This window comes from Streptococcus gingivalis, from assembly GCF_035544715.1.
Taxonomy (GTDB): Bacteria; Bacillota; Bacilli; order Lactobacillales; family Streptococcaceae; genus Streptococcus; species Streptococcus gingivalis.
Genome location: NZ_JAYKTO010000002.1, coordinates 725370 through 749094 on the forward strand (window position 1 = coordinate 725370; position 23725 = coordinate 749094).

Below are 23725 nucleotides of genomic sequence, written 5' to 3' on the forward strand. Positions count from 1 at the left end.
AATGAATAGAATAAATGTGAATCAAATAAAACAAGTTGGAGCCTTCACTTTCCTCTATTTTCTTGCGATTGGACTGGGGGTCTTAGTTGGAAATCTGGTCGATCATCAAGGAAATATGTTTTATGCTCCTGCCTTTTCAGCCTTGTTTGGCGGGACGATCTACCGCTATTATCTAGAAAAAATAAAAGGAGTTGGATCTATCTTTATAGTTGGCTGCGTGATCGGATCCTTCTTCCTCTTTTCACGTCACGGCGCAGGGGCCTTTATTCCAGCCTTGATCGCCGGAAGTTTTGCGGAGATGGTCGCCTCAAGTGGTCGTTTTCGCTCGAATTTACGAAATGCCTTGTCTTTTGTTATTTTTGCCTTTGCGACAACAGGGCCCATTCTTATGATGTGGTTCTATCAAGCCAGTTACCGCATGTCGTTACTGGATCGTGGTAAATCGATAGACTATGTCAATCGGGTGATGGTATCACCAGATCTAGCGACCATCACTTGGTTTGTCCTCACAGTTATACTGGGTGCTGGATTAGGGTGGGGACTATCGAACATCCTTCTTCCATTATTGGCCAAAAAAGGAGATAAAGATGCACAATAATTTACTAGTTCTTCAGTCAGACTTTGGTTTGGTGGATGGAGCAGTATCAGCTATGATTGGGGTTGCTTTAGAAGAATCACCAACCCTTAAAATTCACCACTTAACTCATGATATTACCCCCTACAATATTTTTGAAGGGAGTTACCGTCTCTTTCAGACAGTAGATTACTGGCCAGAAGGGACAACCTTTGTTTCGGTGGTCGATCCTGGTGTCGGTTCCAAACGAAAGAGTGTGGTAGCTAAAACGGCGAAAAATCAATACATTGTCACTCCGGATAATGGAACTCTCTCTTTTATCAAGAAACATGTAGGGATTGTTGCTATCCGTGAGATTTCAGAAGTGAAGAATCGTCGAGCTAATACAGAGTTTTCTTATACCTTCCATGGGCGTGATGTCTACGCCTATACAGGAGCTAAGTTGGCCAGTGGCCATATTAGTTTTGAAGACGTCGGACCAGAACTCAGTGTCGAACATATTGTGGAAATCCCAGTGGTTGAGACAGTTCTGGAGGACAATCTTGTTAAAGGTGCGGTTGACATCCTAGATGTGCGCTTTGGTTCTCTTTGGACTTCCATTACTCGGGAAGAGTTCAATCATTTGGCACCCGAATTTGGGGAACGTTTTGAAGTAACCATCTATAACAATGACATGCTGGTTTACCAAAACCAAGTAACCTACGGTAAGTCTTTCGCCGATGTGCGAATTGGACAGCCAATCCTTTATATCAATTCCCTTTATCGTGTTGGTCTTGCCATCAACCAGGGATCCTTTGCCAAGGCCTATAATGTAGGAGTTGGGGCTTCTTGGCATATCGAGATTAGAAAAATGGAAAATTAACAGGAGATATCAGAATGAAACAGAAATCATTATTTTCAATTAAAGATGTTGTAGCTATTGGGGTTGGAGCAGCCCTCTTTGTCGTGATTGCTATGTTGCAAATCCCTGCACCTGCACCGAATACGAGCATTCAGTTGCAATATGCCCTTCAAGCTCTCTTTAGTGTAGTTTTTGGTCCGATTGTCGGTTTCTTAATCGGCTTGATTGGTCATGCCATTAAGGATGCTATGTCAGGTGGTCTTTGGTGGACTTGGATCATTTCAAGTGGTTTGTTTGGACTTTTTGTTGGTTTCTTCCGCAAACAAATCGGTGAATTCAAAGGGGAAGTGACAAAGAAAGAATTAATTGTCTTTAACATCGTTCAAATCGTATCCAACCTTGTGATCTGGGGCTTGATTGCTCCGGTTGGAGATGTCTTGATCTACAAGGAAAGTGCCAATAAAGTCTTCCTACAAGGTGTTGTTGCGGGTTCTTTTAATGCATTAACAGTGGCTGTTGCAGGTTCTCTTCTCTTGATCGCTTATGCACGGACTCAAACAAAAGATGGAAGTTTGACCAAAGATTAAATGTACAGAAGATAAGAGAGTGGGACAGAAATCGGTAATTCGTTAGAATTCAATTTCGTCGTCCCACCTCCGCACAGTTGAGTAGGGCTGTAAAAGCTGATGAAATCAGCGTAGTAGAGCCCACTCAACCACTGCGTCTTGCTCGACAATCCAAAAACAATTGAGAGGCTAGGATTTTTGTCCCAGCCTCTTTTTTGTTTTATCAAAAATATTTTTTACAAAATGGAAGATATATATTGCAAAATAGAAAATATAGTGTATAATAAAGCTATAAAAACAAGAAAGGAAAAGCCTGTGGCGAAAAATCTCAAATTAAAAATGGCCCGGGTCGAGCATGATATGACCCAGGGGGATCTTGCAGATGCCATCGGGGTGACACGCCAGACCATTGGCCTGATCGAGGCAGGGAAATACAATCCAACCCTCAGCCTCTGCCTTGCCATTTGTAAGACCTTGGATAAGACGTTGGATCAACTGTTCTGGGAGTAACAGTTTTAACATAGAAAGAGGAAACATATGAAACAAAAGAAAGAACCAATTGTAAAAGATGAACGGACCATGCTACTTGATGGAAAAATCGCAGGAGAACTTGTCCTTGGCATGACCTGCTTTATTGCCCTATCCGCCTTTGTGAAATCCAGTATCCTGGACTTAGACCTAGTCGCTTATCTCCCTGAGATGTTCCTTCTGATTGCCATGGGAGCCTATGCCTTTGTGAGAAGGATCAGTTCAGGGATTGATGTTCGAGATATGTTAGAAAAAGATAGCTGGTTGAGTCGCCTTGGGTCAGGTCTATTCTTTGCTGTGCTGATGACAGCTATGGATGTGATTGGAAAGAGAGAAGCAATGAGCTTTATCTTGAGTCCCAAGTATCTGGTCAAAATTCTATTAGAAATTCTCGTCTTTGCCATCCTGACAGATCTGCTTGAAAAACCACTTGCTCTTATCAATCGGAAAAAACAAGCAAAGATCGAGGCAGAATTAGAGGATGAAGAATAAGGAGGAAGAGATGAGATTACAATTGCTGAACAAACAAATCATAGATGAACGAGAAGAAGGCCTAGCTAATAAGGCTGGTGCTGAGACAGCTGGTTTTCTTTTCCTTGCCTTAACTGTTTTTAGTGTAGGATCCATTTTTACATCTAAGGTGGGGCTGAGTCCAATCATGGTGGTAGCCTTACTCATCGTCTCAGGATTGTATTATTCGGTGCGTTGTCAACGATTGGGTGTGAGATTTATCAGTTATAGCTATCTAAATGTGACGGGAATTGTAGTAGTAACCTCTATTCTCTCCTTGTTCATCTGGGCTCAAAATTTTCAATTAAACCAAGCTGTCTATCAGGCAAATCCCTTCCATTCAAAATTCTTACTAGTACTTCCTATTACCTTTTTACTAAATCTTCCAATTGTATGGGGAGTGAATACCCTTGTGACGCTTCTTGCAAAAGTTGAGAAAAAACGCTATGAAGCCTATCTGGATCAGTTGGAAAAGGAAGAGTAGAAAGTTGAAACCCTGGTTTCGTCCTATAAAAGTCTGGGAAACCAGGCTTTTATTTTTCAGTCAAATAAATTGCATTCGTTTTCTTGGGAGAGTATACTGGTATAGTTGAATGAAAAATTCTGATAATTTAATCTTAGAAAAGAGAATGACATGGCAAAACCTATTCGTGTATTACTTTACTATAAATATGTTCCCATCGAAAACGCGGAACAATTTGCGGCTGATCACTTGGCCTTCTGTAAATCAATCGGCCTTAAAGGACGTATCCTAGTTGCTGATGAAGGGATTAACGGAACCGTTTCTGGTGACTACGAAACAACGCAAAAATACATGGACTACGTTCACAGCCTTCCAGGGATGGAAGACCTCTGGTTCAAGATCGATGAGGAAGAAGAGCAAGCTTTCAAGAAGATGTTTGTACGTTATAAGAAAGAGATTGTCCACCTTGGTTTAGAAGATGATAACTTCGATAACGATATCAATCCCCTTGAAACGACAGGTGCTTATTTGTCTCCAAAAGAGTTTAAAGAAGCTCTTCTCGACGAAGATACCGTTGTCCTTGATACTCGGAATGACTACGAGTACGATCTTGGTCACTTCCGTGGGGCTATTCGTCCAGACATCCGCAATTTCCGTGAATTGCCGCAATGGGTCCGTGATAACAAGGAAAAATTCATGGACAAGCGTGTTGTCGTCTACTGTACTGGTGGAGTCCGTTGTGAGAAATTCTCGGGTTGGATGGTGCGTGAAGGCTACAAAGATGTTGGTCAATTGCACGGTGGTATCGCGACTTACGGAAAAGACCCAGAAGTTCAAGGCGAACTGTGGGATGGGAAAATGTACGTCTTTGACGAGCGGATTGCAGTCGATGTCAACCATGTCGATCCAAGCATTGTCGGAAAAGACTGGTTTGATGGAACACCATGTGAACGCTATGTCAACTGTGGAAATCCTTTCTGTAACCGTCGCATCTTGACCTCAGAAGAAAACGAAGACAAGTACCTCCGTGGCTGCTCACATGAGTGCCGGGTTCACCCTCGCAATCGCTATGTAGAAGAACACAACTTGTCACAAGCAGAGGTTGCTGAGCGTTTAGAGATTATCGGTGAGACGCTTGATGGAGCACCTGCATAATGGAAACAAGCAGTCTGAAAACTCAGGCTGTTTTTTATATGGAAATTGATTGAAAATTGTGCTATACTTTAGGTAAGCGATTTCACAAAGGAGAAAACAAATGAGTATCGTGTTTTCAATCAAAAATAAAAAGAGCTTATTTGGCTATCAGAAAGTACTCGCAGCACAGGAAGTTCTTAAATTAGTGGAAGGGTTGACGACCTACAACTATGATCCTGCCACCCTTCATCGTCCCTTAAATGATTTTGAAAGCTTGAACTGTATCGTATTTGGCAAGAGCGGTCTTCCTCTGCAGTTACGCTATTTTGATGAGGAAGAGTCTTATCAGATTCAGGTGCCCTCTTTTGCGATAGAAGAAGATTGGCAGTTGGCCCTTCGCTGGATCAGTCGCCTAGGAGAAGTATTAGGAACGGAGATTGTGGCTAGCGACGGCGTGAGCTATACTCCAGATTCTATTTTCCATTTTGATTATGAAGTCGTTATCCTAGAAACGCTGGGTAATGTGACAAAAGAAAAAGATCTAAAAGAGTTTGAAGTGCAAGGCTTCGCTCATCCAGTCTATTTGGATCGGGATACAGTGCAGGAAGTATTGAACCATGTCCATCCACTAGAAGCCTACTCTGCCTTTATCAAGAAGATTCAATATAGTGCAGCTTATTTCAGTCAAGTCCGTTTTTATCAACAGGAGGAGACAGGAGCCTTCTTAGCCAGCTATAGCTTGACAGAAGATACGGATACGGTCTTGCCAAGCGTGCCACATGTTCCTGCAGAATATGTAGAAATTGTGGGCTTAGCGGGTATCATTGATTGGCGGGTTCTATTGGTAGCGATCGATGGAGATCCTGATAAGCCAGAAAATTACCATCCAATTGGGTCTCTTGCACTGAAGAATCTATTGGCAACGCTAGAGCCAGATGAATTCCAGCTGCTAGATGCTAGTCAAATTGAAATCAAAAAATTGTCCAAAGAACGGTTGCTAGAATTAGCGCAATTGGAAAACAAGAAAAAAATATCGAAGTGAACTGTCCTTCCGACGTTTGATCCGAAAAATCTAACGTCTGGAAGCAGTTCTTTTTTATGCTCCTTCCTTTGATCAAAAACCAATGACTAGGCTAATTGTGGTATAATAGGGGCCTAGAAGTAGAATGAAAGAGGTGCACGAAATGCTGTTAGAAGAATTTGATGCCAATCGACAGGCGATTATCAATCCACAAGACTTACACCAACCAATTGAAGGATTTCCCAAAGTAGTCATCTCTTGCTTTTCAAGAGTAACTTTTGCTCGCCTCCTTGAAAATTATGAACATGGGGTCATTGCAAGAACCTCCATGGCCAATTTTGAAGTCGTGGTCTATGGGATCACTATTGGAGACCAACAGATTGGTGCCTTTAATGCACCCGTTGGGGCTGCTTCCTGTGTGGGGATTATAGAGGACCTGATTCAATTTGGGATGGAAAAACTGGTGCTCTTTGGAACCTGTGGGGTTTTAGACCGTGATATCGAAGCGACTTCCATCATCATTCCAACGGCTGCTCTTCGCGACGAGGGGACCAGTTACCACTATCTTCCGGCTAGTGATGAAGTGGAAGTAAACAAGAAAACCCTCCCTCTCTTCCAAGCCTTTCTGGACAGTCACAAGGTTTCTTATCAGTCAGGAAAAGTGTGGACGACAGATGCCCCCTACCGGGAAACCATCGACAAGATGAAGAGACGAATGGAAGCAGGAGCCATCTGTGTGGATATGGAATGTTCGGCAGTGGCAGCCTTAGCAGCTTATAGGGGCTTTGAGCTCTGCCATTTCTTCTATGCAGCTGACCACCTCTCGGAAGAAAAATGGGATATCCGAACCTTATCTAGTCATGAGGATTTAGATAGCAAGGATCGCATCGCGGAGTTAGCCATCCAATTTGCGCTCTTTTGGGAAAAGGCAAACTAAATGAAAGAAGCAATGATTGAACTGAAGGATTTTTCCTTCCAATACAAGGCACAGTCTGAGCCAACTTTAAAAAATCTCAACTTAACCATTTATAAGGGGGAAAAGGTTCTGATTGTTGGGCCATCTGGTTCTGGAAAATCAACGATTGGCCAGTGTCTAAATGGGATTATCCCCAATATCTATAAGGGAACCAGTAGTGGAAAATTCCTCATTCAGGGGAAAGAAGCCTTTGATCTCAGTATTTATGAGAAATCTCATTTGGTCAGTACGGTTTTGCAAGATACAGATGGCCAGTTTATAGGTTTGAGTGTCGCAGAAGACTTGGCTTTTGCCCTTGAAAATGACATGGTGGATCTGAGAACGATGAAAGAGCGTGTGCAGAGTTGGGCAGAACGCTTAGATTTGATGAAGCTCTTGGATCATCGGCCACAAGATTTGTCCGGTGGGCAAAAACAGCGAGTGAGCTTAGCAGGTGTCCTGATTGACGAAAGTCCGATCCTGCTCTTTGATGAGCCACTGGCTAATCTAGATCCCAAATCGGGTCAGGATATCATAGATCTGATTGATCAGATTCATGAAGAGCAGGGAACGACAACTATTATCATCGAACACCGTTTAGAGGATGTACTCTACCGTCCGATTGATCGGGTTATCTTGATCAATCAAGGTCAAGTTCTCTTTAATGGTCAACCTGATGATTTATTGAGGACGACACTGCTGGCTGAAAATGGGATTCGTGAACCTCTCTATTTAACGACTCTTCGCCAGTTAGGCCAGGATATCAGCAAGCTACCGCATTTGGACAAGGTAGAAAAACTACCACTTGGTGATGTATCAGTGGATATCCCAACTCCTCATTTTGAAAAAGGAGCAGAGGCAGAGACAATCCTAGAACTTGGTCATTTGAACTTTGCTTATCGAGAAGGCCAGCCCATTCTAAAAGACCTTTCTCTAACCATTCCAAAAGGCCAACGGTTGGCTATTGTTGGTAAAAATGGGGCTGGAAAATCAACCCTTGCTAAGGCGATTTGTGGCTTCATCCAGACGGAAGGAACCTATTTCTCAAAGGGAGAGGATATCAAGGGTGATAGTGTCAAGGAGCGGGCAGAGCGCGTGGGCTATGTCCTGCAAAACCCCAACCAGATGATCTCGACCAACATGATTTTTGATGAGGTGGCTCTGGGTCTTCGCTTGAGAAATGTTCCAGAGGCCCAGATTGAAAGTCGTGTCCATCAAGCCTTGAAGACCTGTGGTCTCTACGAATTTCGTAAGTGGCCGATTTCTGCTCTATCTTATGGTCAGAAAAAGCGGGTGACCATCGCCTCTATCCTTGTCTTGGGACCAGATGTTCTCGTCCTCGATGAGCCGACGGCTGGTCAGGACCAACGAAACTATACGGAAATTATGGATTTCCTTGATGAACTCCATCAAAAAGGGCATACCATTGTCATGATTACCCATGATATGCAGCTCATGCTGGATTATTCGGACCGGGCAGTCGTGGTCATGGATGGGCAGGTTTTGGCTGATTTGACACCGGCAGAGCTCTTGACCCAACCAGAAATTTTGAGACGGGCTTATTTGAAAGAAACGTCTATTTTCGCCTTGGCAAATCGACTTGGTGTCGATCCTCTTGCCTTGACCCAGTTTTATATGAATCAGAAGGGGGAAGGTCATGAATAATCGCTTAGTCGGCTACCATGCCGGAACCAGTTTTCTGCATCGCCTTTCAGGCGCTAGCAAGCTTCTTTTCTTACTCTTGGTATCATTAGCTGCCATGTTGAGTTACGATACTCGCTTGTTGTTGGTCATTGGTCTAGGTGCCCTCGCCTTATTTGCAACCTCAGGCATTCGTTTGAAAGACATCTCCTTTGTTCTGAGCTTTGCCCTAGTCTTTGCCCTTCTCAATGTCTTGATGGTCTATCTTTTTGCCCCTCAATATGGGGTAGAAATCTATGGAGCAAAGACAGTTCTTCTAGATGGTTTAGGGGCATATAGTATTACAGCCCAAGAGTTATTTTATCTCTTCAACCTCGCTTTGAAGTATGTGTGTACCATTCCCTTAGCTCTCATTTTCTTGATGACCACCCATCCCAGTCAGTTTGCTTCGAGTCTCAACCAGATTGGGGTGTCATACAAGATTGCTTATTCAGTGAGCTTGACCCTGCGCTATATTCCAGATGTGCAGGAGGAATACCAGATTATCAAGCTCTCGCAAGAAGCCAGAGGCTTGGAGTTGTCCAAAAAGGCCAACTTTGTCCAGCGGGTGAAGGGAAATCTTCAGATGATTTCTCCCTTGATTTTTAGTTCTTTGGAGCGGATTGAAACGATCTCTACGGCCATGGAACTGCGTCGCTTTGGAAAAAATAAAAAACGGACCTGGTACACCTATCAGGAGATGACCACTCGTGATCGCTTGATTATCTTGGGGTCAATCTTCATGGTGATTTTGAGTATCGTCCTGATTTGGGTAAACAAAGGTCGCTTCTATAATCCTTGGAGGTAAGAAAATGGCAGAAACAATTTTAGTAACGGGAGCATCTGCTGGCTTTGGCCAAGCCATTTGTCACCGCTTAGTTGCCGATGGGCATCGAGTGATTGGCGCTGCTAGACGCATTGAAAAACTACAGGCTCTTCAAGAAGAGCTGGGAGAAGCTTTTTATCCCCTTCAAATGGATGTGACGGATCTTTCTCAGGTGGATCATGCACTTGCCAGTTTGCCAAAAGCTTGGGAGAGAGTGGATGTTTTGGTCAATAATGCTGGCTTGGCCCTAGGTCTCGCTCCAGCTCATGAAGCAGAGCTTGCAGATTGGCTGACCATGATCCAGACCAATATAATCGGTCTGACCTATCTGACAAGGAAAATCTTGCCTCAGATGGTGGAACGAAATGATGGTTATGTTATCAATATGGGGTCAACTGCTGGGACGGTGCCTTATCCAGGGGCCAATGTTTATGGTGCTTCCAAGGCCTTCGTTAAACAGTTCTCATTAAATCTGCGTGCGGACTTGGCTGGAAAACAAATTCGGGTGACCAATATTGAGCCAGGTCTCTGTGAAGGGACCGAGTTTTCGACGGTACGCTTTAAAGGGGATGAAAAACGGGTAGAGGCTCTCTATCGAGATGCCCATGCCATTCAACCAGAAGATATTGCCAATACCGTAGCTTGGCTCATTCAACAGCGCAAGCATGTCAATGTCAACCGCATTGAAATCATGCCGGTTTCCCAAACCTTTGGACCACAACCGGTCTATCGGGGAGACTAGTTTTACTAACCAGCACGATCCGGTGCTGGTTATTTTTCCATGTTGAGGATAGAGAATAGGAGGGAGGAAACCCATGTCAAAAGCCTTAGTGATTGGTTCTACTGTTTGTGATGTTATGGTCTATCTGGATCGACTACCGAGTCGGGAAGGAGACGCCCATATCCATGAGCAGACTTGGTCTCTTGGAGGGTGTGCCTTTAATGTCGTCACCGTACTTCATGCTTTGGGTCAAAATGTTGACTTCATCTCGCCAGTGGGGACGGGTGTCTACGGGGACTTTGTCAAGGCAGAACTCAAGAGGCTGGGCATCCAGACTCCAATCTCAGTAACCGGAGCAAATGGTTGTTGTTATTGCTTTATTGAGTCGGATGGTGAACGGACCTTTTTATCAGATCATGGAGTAGAATATAGTTTTCAGAAGGAATGGCTCCAGTCTCTGGAGCAGGAAAGCTACGAATTTATTTATCTCTGTGGCCTTGAAGTAGAAGAGCCGACTGGATCGGAACTGATTCAATCTGTGTCAAAAGTCAAAGGCCAAGTCATCTTTGCACCAGGACCTCGAGGACTCTTGATTCCTGAGGAGCGTTTGGAAGCCATCTATGATCTCCACCCCATTCTCCATGTTAATGAAGCAGAAGCCAAGGCTTTTTCAGCTTGTGAAGAGATTGCTGACGCAGCTAAGAAACTCTACCAAAGAACGGGGCAGTTAGTCATCGTCACCTTGGGAGAAAAAGGAGCGATCGCATACGATGGTATGTTCTACGAGGTGGCCGGATTTCCGACAGAAATCGTCGATACTGTAGGCGCAGGAGACAGTCATCTGGGAGCCTTTTTAGCGGCATCTTTGCAAGGGCTAGATGTGAAAGAAGCGCTAACCTTTGCTAACCATCTAGCAAGTATGGTTGTGGCGACCAAGGGAGTTCATTTAGAGCGCCATCACTACCATACCCTAGAGCAAGAGTTAAAAAAATTAGTTTATTCAAAAAGAAGCTGACAAACTGTCAGCTTCTTTTTAGTATCATCTTATAACGGACGCTTATTGGGCATGCCTGCTTTTCTTGGGTATTTATTAGGGGTTTCTTTTTTCTTTTCTACAAGAGTGATATAGCGTGGATCCCCATTAGGCAATTCATACTGTAGATTGTCTTCAACCTTGCTAAACAGTAAGTTAAGGGCATTTTTAGCTTCTTCCAACTCTTCTGGAGCATTGCTAGCCTTGAGAGCAAGAAGCCGTCCCCCTACTTTCAGATAGGGAATGGTCAGCTCAGAAAGGACCTGCATGCGGGCTACAGCACGGGCAGTTACGATATCAAATTGGGCACGAAAGGCTTTGTCTTGTGCAAAGTCTTCAGCTCGTCCATGGTAGAAATGTACTCCGCTCAAGCCCAACTCTTCAGCCAGCAAGTGAAGGAAATTGATCCGCTTATTGAGGGAATCAATGATGGTCACATCTAGCTCAGGGAATAGGATTTTCATTGGTAGGCTTGGGAAGCCGGCACCAGCTCCGATATCCAAGAGACGGATGGGGTGGTTTCCAATTAAACCCTGCAAAATGGGTGCGATAGAATCATAAAAATGCTTGAGATAGACTTCGTCTTTTTCTGTGATGGCAGTGAGATTAATTTTCTCATTCCATTCCACGAGGAGCTCAAAATAGCGTTCGTATTGCTCTTTTTGACGATCAGTTAATGGAAAGCCGAGGTCGGCTAAACGGACATAAAATTCTTCTGGTTTCATGCTTTTATTTTACCACAAAATAAGGGAAATTTGATATACTGGTAGAAAGAAATGAAAGGAATTCAATAAAATGATTTGGATTATTCTTGGGATCATTGTGGTCCTTGTGTTGATTGTAGTAGGAGTTTACAACGGTTTGGTGAAAAGCCGGATGCAAACTCGCGAAGCTTGGAGTCAAATTGATGTACAATTGAAACGTCGAAATGACTTGATTCCAAACTTGATTGAAACCGTTAAAGGGTATGCCAAGTACGAAGGAGATACACTAGCAAAAGTGACTCAACTTCGCCAACAAGTGGCTCAAGCTACTTCACCTGCAGAAGCGATGGCAGCCAGTGATGCTCTTTCACGTCAAGTGGCAGGCATTTTTGCGGTTGCTGAAAACTACCCAGACTTGAAGGCTAACACCAACTTCATGCAATTGCAAGAAGAATTGACCAATACAGAAAACAAAATTTCTTATGCCCGTCAATTGTACAACAGTGTCACAAGCAATTACAATGTGAAATTGGAAACTTTCCCAACAAACGTAATTGCTGGAATGTTTGGCTTCAGACAAGCCGAATTCCTTCAAGTGCCTGAAGAAGAAAAAGCTGTACCAAAGGTGGATTTTAGCGGATTAGGAGACTAATATGCTTTTTGACCAAATTGCAAGCAATAAAAGGAGAACCTGGATTCTCCTTATTGCTTTTTTCATACTCTTGGCCCTCATCGGAGCAGCCGTTGGCTACCTCTGGTTAGGCTCCTCACTTGGTGGCGTCATCCTAGCTTTGATTATTGGGGGAATCTATGCCTTTAGCATGATTTTCCAATCAACTGAAGTTGTCATGCGGATGAATGGAGCGCGTGAGGTGACGGAAGAGCAAGCCCCTCAACTCTACCATATTGTCCAAGATATGGCCATGGTAGCCCAGATACCCATGCCTCGGGTCTATATTGTGGATGATCCTTCTATGAATGCATTTGCGACAGGGTCTAATCCTCAAAATGCTGCTGTTGCAGCAACGACAGGTCTTCTAGCTGTGATGAACCGTGAGGAATTGGAGGGAGTCATCGGACACGAAGTCAGCCACATTCGCAATTACGATATTCGCATCTCTACGATTGCGGTTGCCCTTGCCAGTGCCATCACCATGCTTTCTAGCATTGGTGGCCGGATGATGTGGTGGGGCGGTGGCCGTAGCCGGGACGATGATCGAGAAGGTAGCGGTGGTTTGGAGATTGTTATGTTGATCCTTTCCCTGCTTGCCATCGTTTTAGCGCCATTAGCAGCGACCTTGGTCCAGTTAGCCATCTCTCGTCAACGGGAGTTCTTAGCAGACGCTTCCAGTGTCGAATTGACACGGAATCCTCAAGGGATGATCAATGCTTTGTTAAAACTAGACAATAGCGAACCAATGCAACGACATGTCGATGATGCGAGCAGTGCTCTTTTTATCAACGATCCAAAAAAAGAATCCGGATTGCAAAAACTCTTTTATACCCACCCACCCATTGCTGAGCGGGTGGCTCGCCTAAGAAAAATGTAAAAAAAATCCACCAAACGGTGGATTTTTTATTTGGTTGTTAAGAGGAGGGTAGTGAAACCAAGGATGGCAAAGATCCCCCAAGCTAGGGGAAGGCTCCAGATAGCTAGACTAGAAAAGAGAGCTGTCCCAAGTGGCATGGCAAAGCTGACCATCAGTCCCAAAAAGCTAGAGGTAGAAGCTAATTTTTCAGCGGGTAATTTGCTCATTAAAAGGCTGGAAACTTTTGGGTTGATTTTTGCTACAAGATAACCAAGGAAAGTGATGAGTAGAAGGGAAAGAATGTCCCAGTGCATCAGGATGTTTGTAAGCCCAAGCATGGTCAGTCCACCTGCGATCCACAGGAGGGTATGGTGGAGCGATTGCTTGGAAAAATAATCGTGGGGTGTCAGACTAGCCCAGACCATACTTAAAATAGTCACAGCCTCTAGGATCAAGAGGGATTGGCTAAAGCTCAACTGAAAGAAGGGAGAGTGAAGCAGTTGCAAATTGTAGATACCAGAGATGGATCCACCTAAGGCATTGATGAGAACCAATGAGAAGAGCAACTTGCCAAAGTGGTGGACCTCCTCATCTGCAAAAATACTTTTAGCGTTCTGGTACATCTCTTGGCATTCGTGTATCAAAGAATTCTTGCTTTTGGGCTCAATGACGGGATCATGTGTCAGCTGCTTTTTTCTCATCAGGAGACAAGTGGAAGACAGGAGAAAAGTCACTGCATTGATCGAAGCGACCAGGGCGAAATTTTGATGGCTGATGGCTAGTAGCCAAACTCCTAGAGCTTGTCCAGAAATCGAGCAGACCATACTAAGTAATTGGTTGAAGGAATAGGCCTCCATCAAATCCTCGTCGGGGATGTTCTTTTTCATGATAGGGAGTTGCAAGCCTCCGCGATAATCGCTCAAACAATCTGAAACAATGTTTAAAAAGCAAACAATCGAAAAGGCTAGGTAACCCGGAATCTTGGTCATGAGAGCAATAAGGATGAAGAGGATGGCTTGAAGATAGCCAATGCGGATCAACCAGTTAGCTTTTTTCTTCGTGCGGTCAGCCTTCATACCAACAAAAATGGTAAAGAGGCTAGGAATAAATACAATTAGATTGGCAATGCCAACTGCCAGACTAGGCTGAGGCATGCTGGCAGCAAAGACCACAAAGACCAGATTGTAGATGGCAGCACCAAGGGTATTTAAAAAGCGAGAAAGGCTGAGTAAGGCAAAAATATTATTACGAGCTAAGAGTTTCATAAGCCTTCCTCTTTCACGTGATCAGTTGCTAGGACTTGTTTGATAGATCGAACGATCTGTTTGAAGAGGTCTAGTTTCTCATCATCAGAGAGAAGAAGTTCCTGATCCTTCAGATAAACGCTGGTATGTGAGAGAAGAAAGCGGAGGAAGTGGCTTTTTAGTTTGGTTATCATGGGAAGAACCTTCTTTCTTTACTTGATAGTCCTATTGTAAAACTAAAAAACAAGAAAAAATAAATGTTGCATATTTTCAACAAAAAGAGGCTGGGACAAAAGTCCTAGCCTCTTTATTTTTTTGGATTGTCGAGCAAGACGCAGTGGTTGAGTGGGCTCTACTACGCTGATTTCATCAGCTTTTACAGCCCTACTCAACTGTGCGGAGGTGGGACGACGAAATCGAATTCTAACGAATTACCGATTTCTGTCCCACTCTCTTTTCAGGCTTCCTTGATGAGTTCTTGCATGCTCTGTTTGTAGTAGTTGGTGCTGTCCTTGCAATCAAGAATGGATAGGACCTGAATGGCCTGCTCCATCTTTTCAAGACCGATTTCTTTTTCTCCCTTTCGATAGAGAAATTCTCCTTTGGCGTAGAGATAAACCGTCCGAAGGTAGGCTTCGTTCTCAGAGTAAAAGTGGTCGTTAATTAGGTGATCAAAAAAAGATGCATCTTCAAATTCATTTGAACTAATGGCGAGAAAGAAGCCATTAAGAAAAATAGAGTTAAGGGCAGAACGAGAAGAGTCTAGGAGAAGCTTGAAATCCTCCCTTTGGACCAACTCCTCTGTGTATTGGCGATAGAGGTGACTAGAGAAAAGTGGAGAGGTCAGAGAAAACAGGTTTAATTCAAAATTTCCCCAGATTGTGACAGAGAAGAGATAATCATGGAGGAAATCCAGTTCCTCTTGGCTAGCGGTGAGCTCCACCTCAGGATAGAAGCCAAGCATTTGGACTTTGAGAATAATGCTGGCTAAGAGGTCTTCTTTTTTGTGATGTTTCTGATAGGCTAGCTGGTAAGTTTGGTACAAGGCTTGGTCGTGTTCCAAGCTCATGTTTTCATAGTGCTCTTTCAACAATTTGGGAATAAAAGAGTGCTGATCGATTCCAGCTAGATGGGAAAACTCACTGAGGCTGGTTTTGATCTGTTGAAGGGCCTGAAAAAAACGTTGCGTGGTCAGGTCATTTTCCCCTCTTTCAAATCGAGATAGCATGGAGCGTGAAAATTCGCCACCCGTAGCCTCCTCTAAAGAGATGTGGCGACTTTCACGTATTTGCCGAAAAACTGCTCCGATATCTTTCATGAATTCTCCTCTATCTAACAATGCCCTAGCAAGTGACTCTCTTTTGTCCAAGAGATGGTGAGACCCTTGTGTACAACACCAATTGCCTAGTTTCTGTATCTTTTTTCATGATTATAACAAATTTTTGAGGAGACTTCTTGGTTGAGGGGCAGCTTCATGATATACTAGTAGTATCTAGAAGATTTGAGGACAAAAGAATGAACCTATTTACACAAGAAATCCGTAAAAATCCTGAAGGACTAGCTTTTGATCAAGAGTTGGATTTGCTCAAGGAATTGCAAAAGCGTAATCCAGAAATTCTTGATTTAAAGAATGTGACAGCGGCAGGACGAGTAGCCTATGATACAGGCCTCTATGTCTTGGATTACCAGTTGACCTACACCATCGTTTTGGCATCTAGCCGAAGCATGGAGCCTGTTGAGCTTCAAGAGAGCTATCCTGTAACAGAGGTGTTTGCGGAGGATGTACAGTCTGACGCAGATATCGAGGCCCTAGAGGAAGACTTGATCCTTCCAATCGAAGGTGGGAAGATTGACCTGAGTGAGAGTGTAGCGGATAATATTCTGCTCAATATTCCTCTCAAGGTTCTCACTCCAGAAGAAGAGGCTGGACAAGGTTTTATCGAAGGCAATGATTGGAAAATCCTATCCGAAGAAGAATACCAAGCCGCTCAAGCGATTAAGAAAGAAGAAAACAGTCCTTTCGCCGGTCTAAATGGCTTGTTTGACGAAGAATAAGCTAGAGATTGCATTTGATAAATTTAGACATAAATACAGGTCTTTTCTTTGAGGAAAGGCCTTCTTTTGATATACTAGGATTAATAAATAACAGAGGGGAGACCTCTAAAAAAGGAGAAAAAGTATGGATACTTTATTTATTCCAGGTTGGTTGATTACCGGCCTAATAGTCGCAGTTATTATTTTGATTTTGCTTGTTAAAGGTTATGTGAACGCTAAACCCAACGAAGTCGTGGTCATTACCGGTCTTCGGAAGCAACGTCACTTGCGTGGGAAAGCTGGCTTTATGATTCCCTTTGTCGAACAACGCTCTTATCTTGATATTGAGCAATTCTCGACAGATGTTCGGACGTCAGAAGCAGTCCCAACATTGGACTTCATTAACGTCCGTGCCGATGCAGCTGTTAAATTAAAAATCGGTACAACCGATGAAATGATTGCCCGGGCTGCAGAAAACTTCTTGAACTGGAATACGACAGATATTTCCAATTCTGTCCAAGATGTCTTGGAAGGAAACTTGCGGGAAGTGATCGGTCAGATGGAGCTCCGTAAGATGGTCAATGACCGTCAAGAGTTTGCCTCAAAAGTGCAGGACAACGTAGCACCAGACTTGGCAAAAATGGGTCTAGAAGTCATCGCCTTTACGGTTCAATCCTTCTCTGATGAAGGGGGAGTCATCGATAACCTCGGGATTGAAAATGTTGAAACCATTAAGAAAGATGCCTTGATTGCCAAAGCCAAAGCAGAACGTGAACGCAAGGAAGTCGAAGCAGAACAAGATAAATTGGCTAACGACAAACGCGTCGCTGCCGATCTTGAAATTGCGCAAAAACAAAATGAACTGAAACTCAAACAAGCAGCCCTCAAGCAAGAAGCAGACATTGCCCAAGCAAAAGCAGATGCCGCTAAAGGAATTGAGGCAGAAGTGCAACGTCGTGAACAAGAGCGCGTGGCAGCCGAAGCCAATATCATGAAACAGGAAAAAGAAGCGGAAGTCAAAGAGCGCGAAGTTAAGGTTCGTGAGCAAGAATTGGATGCCAACATCCGCAAACAAGCTGAAGCTGAAAAATATGCGCGTCAACAAGCTGCAGAAGCAGAATTGATCGAACGCCAACGCAAGGCCGAAGCTGAACTCTTCGAAACACAAAAAGAAGCCGAAGCTCGGAAAGCCCAAGCCGAAGCTGAGAAATTTGCCCAATTGCAAGAGGCCGAAGCTATTGAAGCCAAAGGTCGTGCCGAGGCTGAAGCTATTCGCTTGAAACTGGAAGCCGAAGCCAAAGGTTTGGACCAAAAGGCCGAAGCCATGAAGAAAATGCAAGAAGCAGCCATTACTGAAATGGTCGTTGACAAGTTGCCTGAAATTGCGCGTGCTGTCGCAGAACCATTAACCAAGGTTGATAAGATCACCATGTACGGGGAAGGCAATGCTTCTAAGATGGTGGGCGATATTATGCAAAGTATCGACCAAGTCTCTCAAGGAGCCGGATTTGATATTCGTCAATTGCTAGCAGGAGCTCTTGGGGTCAATATGACGGTCAACAAACTCAAAGAAGGAGAACAACCGGTCATTGAAGCAGAGGAGTTAGCTTCTAAAGAAGATTAATGCCATTCATCAAGAAGTGTCTGAGAACTGTTTCTCGGGCACTTTTGTTTTTAAGATCAAATGACTTGCATGATCTTCTCCCTCTTGGAGAAGGCGGGAAGCTATTTTCTGCTTTCTTTTGAGGAGGAAAAATGGTAGAATAAAGGCAAACTATAAAGAGGAGTGTCACATGACTAAAGCAAACTTTGGTGTTGTTGGTATGGCCGTAATGGGTCGTAACCTTGCCCTTAATATCGAATCTCGTGGCTATACAGTTGCCATTTTTAACCGTAGTAAAGAAAAAACAGAAGATGTGATTGCTTGCCATCCTGATAAAAACTTTGTGCCAAGCTATGATATCGAAAGCTTCGTAAACTCAATCGAAAAACCACGTCGTATCATGCTCATGGTTCAAGCAGGACCTGGTACAGACGCAACTATCCAAGCCCTTCTTCCACATTTGGATAAAGGTGATATCTTGATCGACGGAGGAAACACTTTCTATAAAGATACCATCCGTCGTAACGAAGAGTTGGCGAATTCAGGGATCAACTTTATCGGTACAGGTGTATCTGGTGGTGAAAAAGGTGCCCTTGAAGGTCCTTCTATCATGCCTGGTGGACAAAAAGAAGCATATGACTTGGTAGCTGACGTTCTTGAAGAAATCTCTGCAAAAGCACCTGAAGATGGAAAACCATGTGTGACATACATCGGTCCTGATGGAGCTGGTCACTACGTGAAAATGGTCCACAACGGGATCGAGTACGGGGATATGCAATTGATCGCAGAAAGCTATGACCTCATGCAACACTTGCTTGGCCTTTCTGCAGAAGACATGGCTGAAATCTTCACTGAGTGGAACAAAGGTGAATTGGACAGCTACTTGATTGAAATCACTGCGGATATCCTTGGACGCAAAGACGATGAAGGTCAAGACGGACCAATCGTAGACTACATCCTTGATGCTGCAGGAAACAAAGGAACTGGTAAATGGACTAGCCAATCAGCGCTTGATCTTGGTGTGCCATTGTCACTGATTACTGAGTCGGTATTTGCGCGCTACATTTCAACTTATAAAGAAGAACGTGTACACGCTAGCAAGGTGCTTCCAAAACCAGCTGCTTTCAAATTTGAAGGAGACAAGGCTGAGTTGATTGAAAAGATCCGTCAAGCCCTTTACTTCTCAAAAATCATTTCTTACGCACAAGGTTTTGCGCAATTGCGTGTAGCTTCTAAAGAAAATAACTGGAACTTGCCATTTGCAGATATCGCATCTATCTGGCGCGCTGGATGTATCATCCGTTCACGTTTCTTACAAAAGATTACAGATGCTTACAGACGTGATGCAGATCTTGCCAACCTTCTTTTAGATGAGTATTTCTTGGATGTAACAGCTAAGTACCAACAATCAGTTCGTGATATCGTAGCTCTTGCTGTTCAAGCAGGTGTTCCAGTACCAACCTTCTCAGCTGCCATCACTTACTTTGATAGCTACCGTTCAGCTGACCTTCCAGCAAACTTGATCCAAGCACAACGTGATTACTTTGGTGCCCACACATATAAACGTAAAGACAAAGAAGGTACCTTCCACTATTCTTGGTACGACGAAAAATAATCTTGCTCTATGGTCAAACGAGTTCTACTAGTAGAAAATGAGAAGCAAATCGCTCGCTTCATTGATTTGGAACTTCAAAAAGAGGGGTATCAAGTTGATGTGGTCGAAGATGGAAAAGCGGGTCTGTCCTTGATTGCTGCGACCAAATATGATCTGATCTTGTTTAATTACGATTTGTCAGATATGTCTGGTGAAACATTCGCAGAGGAAATCAGTCGGATTCGCCCAGCTTCTGTTTTGATTGTTTTGGATAGCCGCGAAAAAATTGCTGAGCACAAAGAGAGTATTCAGCGCTTTGCCGTTTCCTATATGGTCAAACCCTTTATTATCAGCGATTTGGTAGATAAGATCACAGCCATTTTTAGAGGACGTGATTATATTGACCAACATTGTAGCCAGATGAAAATCCCAACATCATACCGCAATTTGCGCATTGATGTGGAACACCATACCGTCTATCGTGGGAAAGACATGATTAGTTTGACCCGCAGGGAGTATGATCTCTTAGCGACTCTGATGGGAAGCAAAGGGGTGGTGACACGAGATCAGTTGTTGGAAAGTGTCTGGAAGTACGAGAGTACAGGTGAGACTAATATTGTGGACGTCTATATCCGTTATCTCCGTGGGAAAATTGATCTACCCGGTCAAAAAAGCTATATTAAGACCGTTCGTGGGATTGGCTATGCCATGCAAGACGCATTAGAATAAAATATTCGAACCCTTAGAGGGTTCGAATATTTTTATACTTCAAGGGAAACGTTTGCGTTCGGGAAGAATAGGTTTTAAAAAGGATTTGGCTTAAAAAAGATAAAATTTGGAGAAAAAAATGGATGTAAGGCTTTACAAATTTTTAAAATATGGTATACTAGAAACAAATTAAGCGCAAACGTTTTCTTAAAACAAAGCCTTAAACAATATAAGGAGGTTGAATGATGAACAAAGGATCATTCAAAAGTTTATTTAGCTTTGAATTCTGGCAGAAGTTCGGTAAGGCCTTGATGGTCGTTATCGCTGTCATGCCAGCGGCTGGGTTGATGATTTCAATCGGGAAATCAATCCCTATGATCAACCCGAATTTATCTCCACTTGTTATTACAGGTGGGATTCTCGAACAAATCGGTTGGGGGGTTATCGGTAACCTTCACATCCTCTTTGCACTCGCTATCGGTGGTAGCTGGGCCAAAGAGCGTGCAGGGGGTGCCTTTGCAGCTGGTCTCTCTTTCATCTTGATTAACCGTATTACCGGTGCAGTTTTCGGAGTGACATCTGCAATGTTAGCTGATAAAGCTGCAACGGTTCATACAATCTTCGGTGGATCGATTAAAGTTGCGGATTATTTCATCAGTGTTCTTGAAGCACCAGCCCTTAATATGGGGGTATTTGTAGGGATTATCTCAGGTTTCGTTGGAGCAACTGCCTTCAATAAATACTACAACTACCGTAAACTCCCAGAAGCCCTTTCTTTCTTCAATGGGAAACGCTTTGTACCATTCGTTGTTATCGTCCGTTCAGCTGCTACAGCCTTGGTTTTGGCAGCCTTGTGGCCAGTAGTTCAATCAGGAATTAATGGATTTGGTGTTTGGATTGCCAACTCACAATCAACAGCTCCAGTATTGGCACCATTCTTGTTTGGTACCTTGGAACGTCTTCTCTTGCCATTTGGTCTTCACCACATGTTGACCATTCCAATCAACTATACTCAATTGGGTGGTAGCTACCAAGTTCTTACAGGTGCTGCCAAAGGAACAACTGTATTTGGACAAGATCCACTTTGGTTGGCTTGGGTAACAGACCTTGTCAACTTGAAGAAAGCTGATCCTAGCCAATACCAACACTTGCTTCATGCTTACACACCAGCTCGTTTCAAAGTTGGTCAAATGATCGGATCATTTGGTATCTTGATGGGGATTGTGGTTGCCATCTACCGCAATGTGGATCCAGATAAAAAAGAAAAATACAAAGGGATGCTTTTTGCAACTGCCCTTGCAACATTCTTGACAGGTGTAACAGAACCAATTGAATACATGTTCATGTTTATTGCTACACCATTGTACATCATCTATGCTCTTGTTCAAGGGGCTGCCTTTGCAATGGCTGACTTGGTTCACCTTCGTGTCCACTCATTCGGTTCAATCGAGTTCTTGACACGTACCCCAATGGCCATCAACGCTGGTTTGGCATTAGATATCTTTAACTTTGTATGGGTAACAGTCCTCTTTGCCTTTATCATGTACTTCATTGCTAACTTCATGATTAAGAAATTCAATTATGCAACTCCAGGACGTAACGGTAACTATGAACAAAATGATGATGCCCCTGCAGGAGATGGTGCAGCAGCAGGTGCTGCTACAAGCTCAGCAAGCTCACAAGTCATTAACATTATCAACCTTCTTGGTGGACGTGCCAATATCGTAGACGTTGACGCATGTATGACTCGTCTTCGTGTAACTGTTAAGGACGCTGAAAAAGTCGGAACAGAAGAACAATGGAAAGCTGAAGGCGCTATGGGTCTTGTCATGAAAGGACAAGGTGTCCAAGCGATCTACGGACCTAAAGCTGACGTATTGAAATCTGATATCCAAGACGTACTTGATTCAGGTGAAGTTATTCCTGAAACACTTCCTAGCCAAATGACAGCAGTTCAAAAGGCTGAAGCAACCTTTAAAGGGGTAACAGATGAAGTTCACTCCGTTGCAGATGGTGAAGTTATCAATATTGAAGATGTGAAAGATCCTGTATTCTCACAAAAAATGATGGGAGACGGATTTGCAGTTGAGCCTGAAAATGGCCATATCGTTTCACCAGTTGCTGGTAAAGTTACTAGCGTCTTCCCAACCAAACATGCCCTTGGTTTGGTAACAGATAATGGTTTGGAAGTCTTAGTTCACATCGGTCTAGATACAGTTAGTCTTGAAGGAAAACCATTTGAGGTTAAAGTTACTGAAGGTCAAACAGTGGCTACTGGAGACCTCTTGGTAGAAGCAGACCTTGATGCAATCCGTGCAGCTGGTCGTGAAACTTCAACAATTGTTGTCTTCACAAATGCAGATGCGATTAAATCCGTTAAGGTCGAACATACTGGTAAATTGGCAGCAAATGCACCAGTTGCAACAGTAGAATTATAAGAGATGTCGGCAAAGAAAACGAGGTTGGGGCAGTGTACCCGGCCTCTTGCCGTTTCTTGATTTGAAAAGAAGGAGAAATCAGGGGATGAAATTTTTAACATTAAATTCCCATAGTTGGATGGAAGAGAATGCCCAGCAAAAATTTGAGACCCTCAAGGAGCAAATTTTAGAAGCACAATATGATGTGATCTGTTTCCAAGAGGTCAATCAAGAAATGGCCTCAGAAGTAGTCAAAACGGATGAGTATTATCAAGCTTTGCCATCAGCTGTAGCCATTCACAAGGATCACTTTGTTCGCGTATTGGTTGAGGAGTTGGCTGCTCAAGGTCTTCACTATTACTGGACTTGGGCTTACAACCATATTGGCTATGATCACCTCAATGAGGGGGTAGCCGTTCTTTCGCGTCAACCTTTGAAGGCGGATGAGATTTTGGTCTCCAATATGGATGATCCAACGGACTACCATACGCGTCGGGTGGCCGTTGCCCATACAAGTGTAGATGGCAAAGAGATTGCTGTTGCCAGTGTCCATCTTTCTTGGTGGGACAAAGGCTTCCAATTTGAGTGGCCACGCATTGAGAACTACTTCAGCCAAGTAGGGAAACCCTTTATTCTAGCGGGTGATTTCAATAATCCTGTTGGTCAAGAAGGCTATGAAACAATTCTATCAAGTTCACTTGAACTTCAAGATAGCTTTATTGAAGCTAAAGAAACAAAGGGTACCTATACTGTAGGTCCTGGAATTGATGGCTGGACGGACAATCAAATTCCCTTGCGAATTGATTACGTCTTTGCAAGTCCAGAATGGGACATCCAGCGTCTTCATGTCATCTTTGATGGGGAAAATAAACCCCATGTCAGTGACCACTATGGCTTAGAAGCTGAATTATCACTTTAATATAAACGGAGAGTCGAAAGGAAAACGATTTTTTTCAAATCGTCCTTCGACTCTTTTTTTATGTATCAAAGAGGAGCAGGCATAGGGGATTCTCCTGTTCTTCTGCTTTCTTTACGATTCA

General features: G+C 43.6%; 25 protein-coding genes. 21 read left to right on the top strand and 4 right to left on the bottom strand.

The window, feature by feature from the left end; genetic code table 11:
- Window position 1 precedes the first annotated feature (1 nt).
- The 13 genes from SM122_RS09885 to SM122_RS09945 all read left to right on the top strand — a co-directional run bounded on the left by SM122_RS09885 (window position 2) and on the right by SM122_RS09945 (window position 10834).
- Window positions 2-598: an MptD family putative ECF transporter S component gene (locus SM122_RS09885; protein WP_195326721.1), complete on the top strand. Its 597-nt coding sequence runs from the start codon at window positions 2-4 to the stop codon at window positions 596-598.
- Window positions 588-1436 carry an SAM hydrolase/SAM-dependent halogenase family protein gene (locus SM122_RS09890; protein WP_003008482.1) on the top strand — a complete coding sequence of 283 codons (849 nt, stop codon included), beginning with the start codon at window positions 588-590 and terminating at the stop codon, window positions 1434-1436. The genes SM122_RS09885 and SM122_RS09890 overlap by 11 nt, the downstream gene beginning before the upstream one ends.
- Before the next feature lie 14 nt (window positions 1437-1450).
- On the top strand, window positions 1451-2002 hold the full coding sequence (locus SM122_RS09895; RefSeq protein ID WP_049472837.1) for an ECF-type riboflavin transporter substrate-binding protein: 552 nt from the start codon (window positions 1451-1453) through the stop codon (window positions 2000-2002).
- Window positions 2003-2296: 294 nt separating this feature from the next.
- Window positions 2297-2491, top strand: coding sequence for a helix-turn-helix transcriptional regulator (locus SM122_RS09900; RefSeq protein ID WP_003005328.1), 195 nt, complete (start codon window positions 2297-2299; stop codon window positions 2489-2491).
- Window positions 2492-2518: 27 nt separating this feature from the next.
- Entirely contained in the window at window positions 2519-3001 is a 483-nt protein-coding gene (locus SM122_RS09905; protein WP_195326722.1) for a DUF6773 family protein, read from the top strand.
- Between the two features lie 10 nt (window positions 3002-3011).
- Complete coding sequence (locus SM122_RS09910) at window positions 3012-3503, top strand: DUF6773 family protein (protein ID WP_195326723.1); 492 nt, start codon at window positions 3012-3014, stop codon at window positions 3501-3503.
- A 150-nt stretch (window positions 3504-3653) separates the two neighbouring features.
- Window positions 3654-4637, top strand: coding sequence for an oxygen-dependent tRNA uridine(34) hydroxylase TrhO (gene trhO / locus SM122_RS09915; RefSeq protein WP_195326724.1), 984 nt, complete (start codon window positions 3654-3656; stop codon window positions 4635-4637).
- A gap of 100 nt (window positions 4638-4737) precedes the next feature.
- Window positions 4738-5658 carry a DUF4299 family protein gene (locus SM122_RS09920; protein ID WP_195326725.1) on the top strand — a complete coding sequence of 307 codons (921 nt, stop codon included), beginning with the start codon at window positions 4738-4740 and terminating at the stop codon, window positions 5656-5658.
- A 142-nt stretch (window positions 5659-5800) separates the two neighbouring features.
- Entirely contained in the window at window positions 5801-6574 is a 774-nt protein-coding gene (locus SM122_RS09925; RefSeq protein WP_049472830.1) for a nucleoside phosphorylase, read from the top strand.
- Window positions 6575-8257, top strand: a complete 1683-nt coding sequence (locus tag SM122_RS09930) for an ABC transporter ATP-binding protein (RefSeq protein WP_195326726.1) — start codon at window positions 6575-6577, stop codon at window positions 8255-8257.
- On the top strand, window positions 8250-9080 hold the full coding sequence (locus tag SM122_RS09935; protein ID WP_126404720.1) for an energy-coupling factor transporter transmembrane component T family protein: 831 nt from the start codon (window positions 8250-8252) through the stop codon (window positions 9078-9080). Before SM122_RS09930 ends, SM122_RS09935 begins: the two co-directional genes overlap by 8 nt.
- Window positions 9081-9084: 4 nt before the next feature.
- Window positions 9085-9840 carry an SDR family oxidoreductase gene (locus tag SM122_RS09940; protein WP_155170119.1) on the top strand — a complete coding sequence of 252 codons (756 nt, stop codon included), beginning with the start codon at window positions 9085-9087 and terminating at the stop codon, window positions 9838-9840.
- Between the two features lie 73 nt (window positions 9841-9913).
- The gene (locus SM122_RS09945) at window positions 9914-10834 is read left to right on the top strand and encodes a carbohydrate kinase family protein (protein WP_155170117.1); all 921 of its coding nucleotides are present in this window, start codon (window positions 9914-9916) and stop codon (window positions 10832-10834) included.
- 29 nt (window positions 10835-10863) lie between these two features.
- Here the strand turns inward: SM122_RS09945 and rsmG are convergent, their stop codons facing one another.
- Window positions 10864-11577, bottom strand: coding sequence for a 16S rRNA (guanine(527)-N(7))-methyltransferase RsmG (gene rsmG / locus SM122_RS09950; protein WP_155170115.1), 714 nt, complete (start codon window positions 11575-11577; stop codon window positions 10864-10866).
- 70 nt (window positions 11578-11647) lie between these two features.
- Here rsmG and SM122_RS09955 point away from each other — a divergent pair, with 70 nt between their 5' ends.
- Together SM122_RS09955 and htpX are read left to right on the top strand one after the other, a co-directional pair.
- Window positions 11648-12208 carry a LemA family protein gene (locus SM122_RS09955; protein WP_049472048.1) on the top strand — a complete coding sequence of 187 codons (561 nt, stop codon included), beginning with the start codon at window positions 11648-11650 and terminating at the stop codon, window positions 12206-12208.
- A gap of 1 nt (window position 12209) precedes the next feature.
- Window positions 12210-13106: a zinc metalloprotease HtpX gene (htpX, locus tag SM122_RS09960; RefSeq protein ID WP_003017370.1), complete on the top strand. Its 897-nt coding sequence runs from the start codon at window positions 12210-12212 to the stop codon at window positions 13104-13106.
- Between the two features lie 26 nt (window positions 13107-13132).
- Here htpX and SM122_RS09965 read toward each other — a convergent pair whose 3' ends face one another.
- The 3 genes from SM122_RS09965 to SM122_RS09975 all read right to left on the bottom strand — a co-directional run bounded on the left by SM122_RS09965 (window position 13133) and on the right by SM122_RS09975 (window position 15647).
- Window positions 13133-14350 carry an MFS transporter gene (locus tag SM122_RS09965; RefSeq protein ID WP_155170110.1) on the bottom strand — a complete coding sequence of 406 codons (1218 nt, stop codon included), beginning with the start codon at window positions 14348-14350 and terminating at the stop codon, window positions 13133-13135.
- On the bottom strand, window positions 14347-14523 hold the full coding sequence (locus SM122_RS09970; RefSeq protein ID WP_173018902.1) for a hypothetical protein: 177 nt from the start codon (window positions 14521-14523) through the stop codon (window positions 14347-14349). Before SM122_RS09970 ends, SM122_RS09965 begins: the two co-directional genes overlap by 4 nt.
- A 263-nt stretch (window positions 14524-14786) precedes the next feature.
- Window positions 14787-15647: a helix-turn-helix domain-containing protein gene (locus SM122_RS09975; RefSeq protein WP_155170108.1), complete on the bottom strand. Its 861-nt coding sequence runs from the start codon at window positions 15645-15647 to the stop codon at window positions 14787-14789.
- Window positions 15648-15844: 197 nt separating this feature from the next.
- Between SM122_RS09975 and SM122_RS09980 the strand changes: the two genes are divergently transcribed.
- The 6 genes from SM122_RS09980 (at window position 15845) to SM122_RS10005 (ending at window position 23604) form a co-directional block, all read left to right on the top strand.
- Window positions 15845-16384, top strand: coding sequence for a YceD family protein (locus SM122_RS09980; RefSeq protein WP_023918923.1), 540 nt, complete (start codon window positions 15845-15847; stop codon window positions 16382-16384).
- Window positions 16385-16508: 124 nt separating this feature from the next.
- A complete protein-coding gene (locus tag SM122_RS09985; protein ID WP_003005145.1) occupies window positions 16509-17987 on the top strand; it encodes a flotillin family protein in 1479 nt (492 codons plus the stop codon).
- Between the two features lie 169 nt (window positions 17988-18156).
- Window positions 18157-19581 (top strand): NADP-dependent phosphogluconate dehydrogenase, encoded by a 1425-nt coding sequence (gndA, locus tag SM122_RS09990; RefSeq protein WP_155170106.1) that lies wholly within the window; start codon window positions 18157-18159, stop codon window positions 19579-19581.
- A gap of 9 nt (window positions 19582-19590) precedes the next feature.
- A complete protein-coding gene (locus tag SM122_RS09995) occupies window positions 19591-20289 on the top strand; it encodes a response regulator transcription factor (protein ID WP_070845689.1) in 699 nt (232 codons plus the stop codon).
- 224 nt (window positions 20290-20513) lie between these two features.
- Window positions 20514-22706, top strand: coding sequence for a PTS transporter subunit IIBC (locus SM122_RS10000; RefSeq protein ID WP_155170322.1), 2193 nt, complete (start codon window positions 20514-20516; stop codon window positions 22704-22706).
- An 85-nt stretch (window positions 22707-22791) separates the two neighbouring features.
- Window positions 22792-23604: an endonuclease/exonuclease/phosphatase family protein gene (locus SM122_RS10005; RefSeq protein WP_195326727.1), complete on the top strand. Its 813-nt coding sequence runs from the start codon at window positions 22792-22794 to the stop codon at window positions 23602-23604.
- The last annotated feature ends 121 nt before the right edge of the window (window positions 23605-23725 follow it).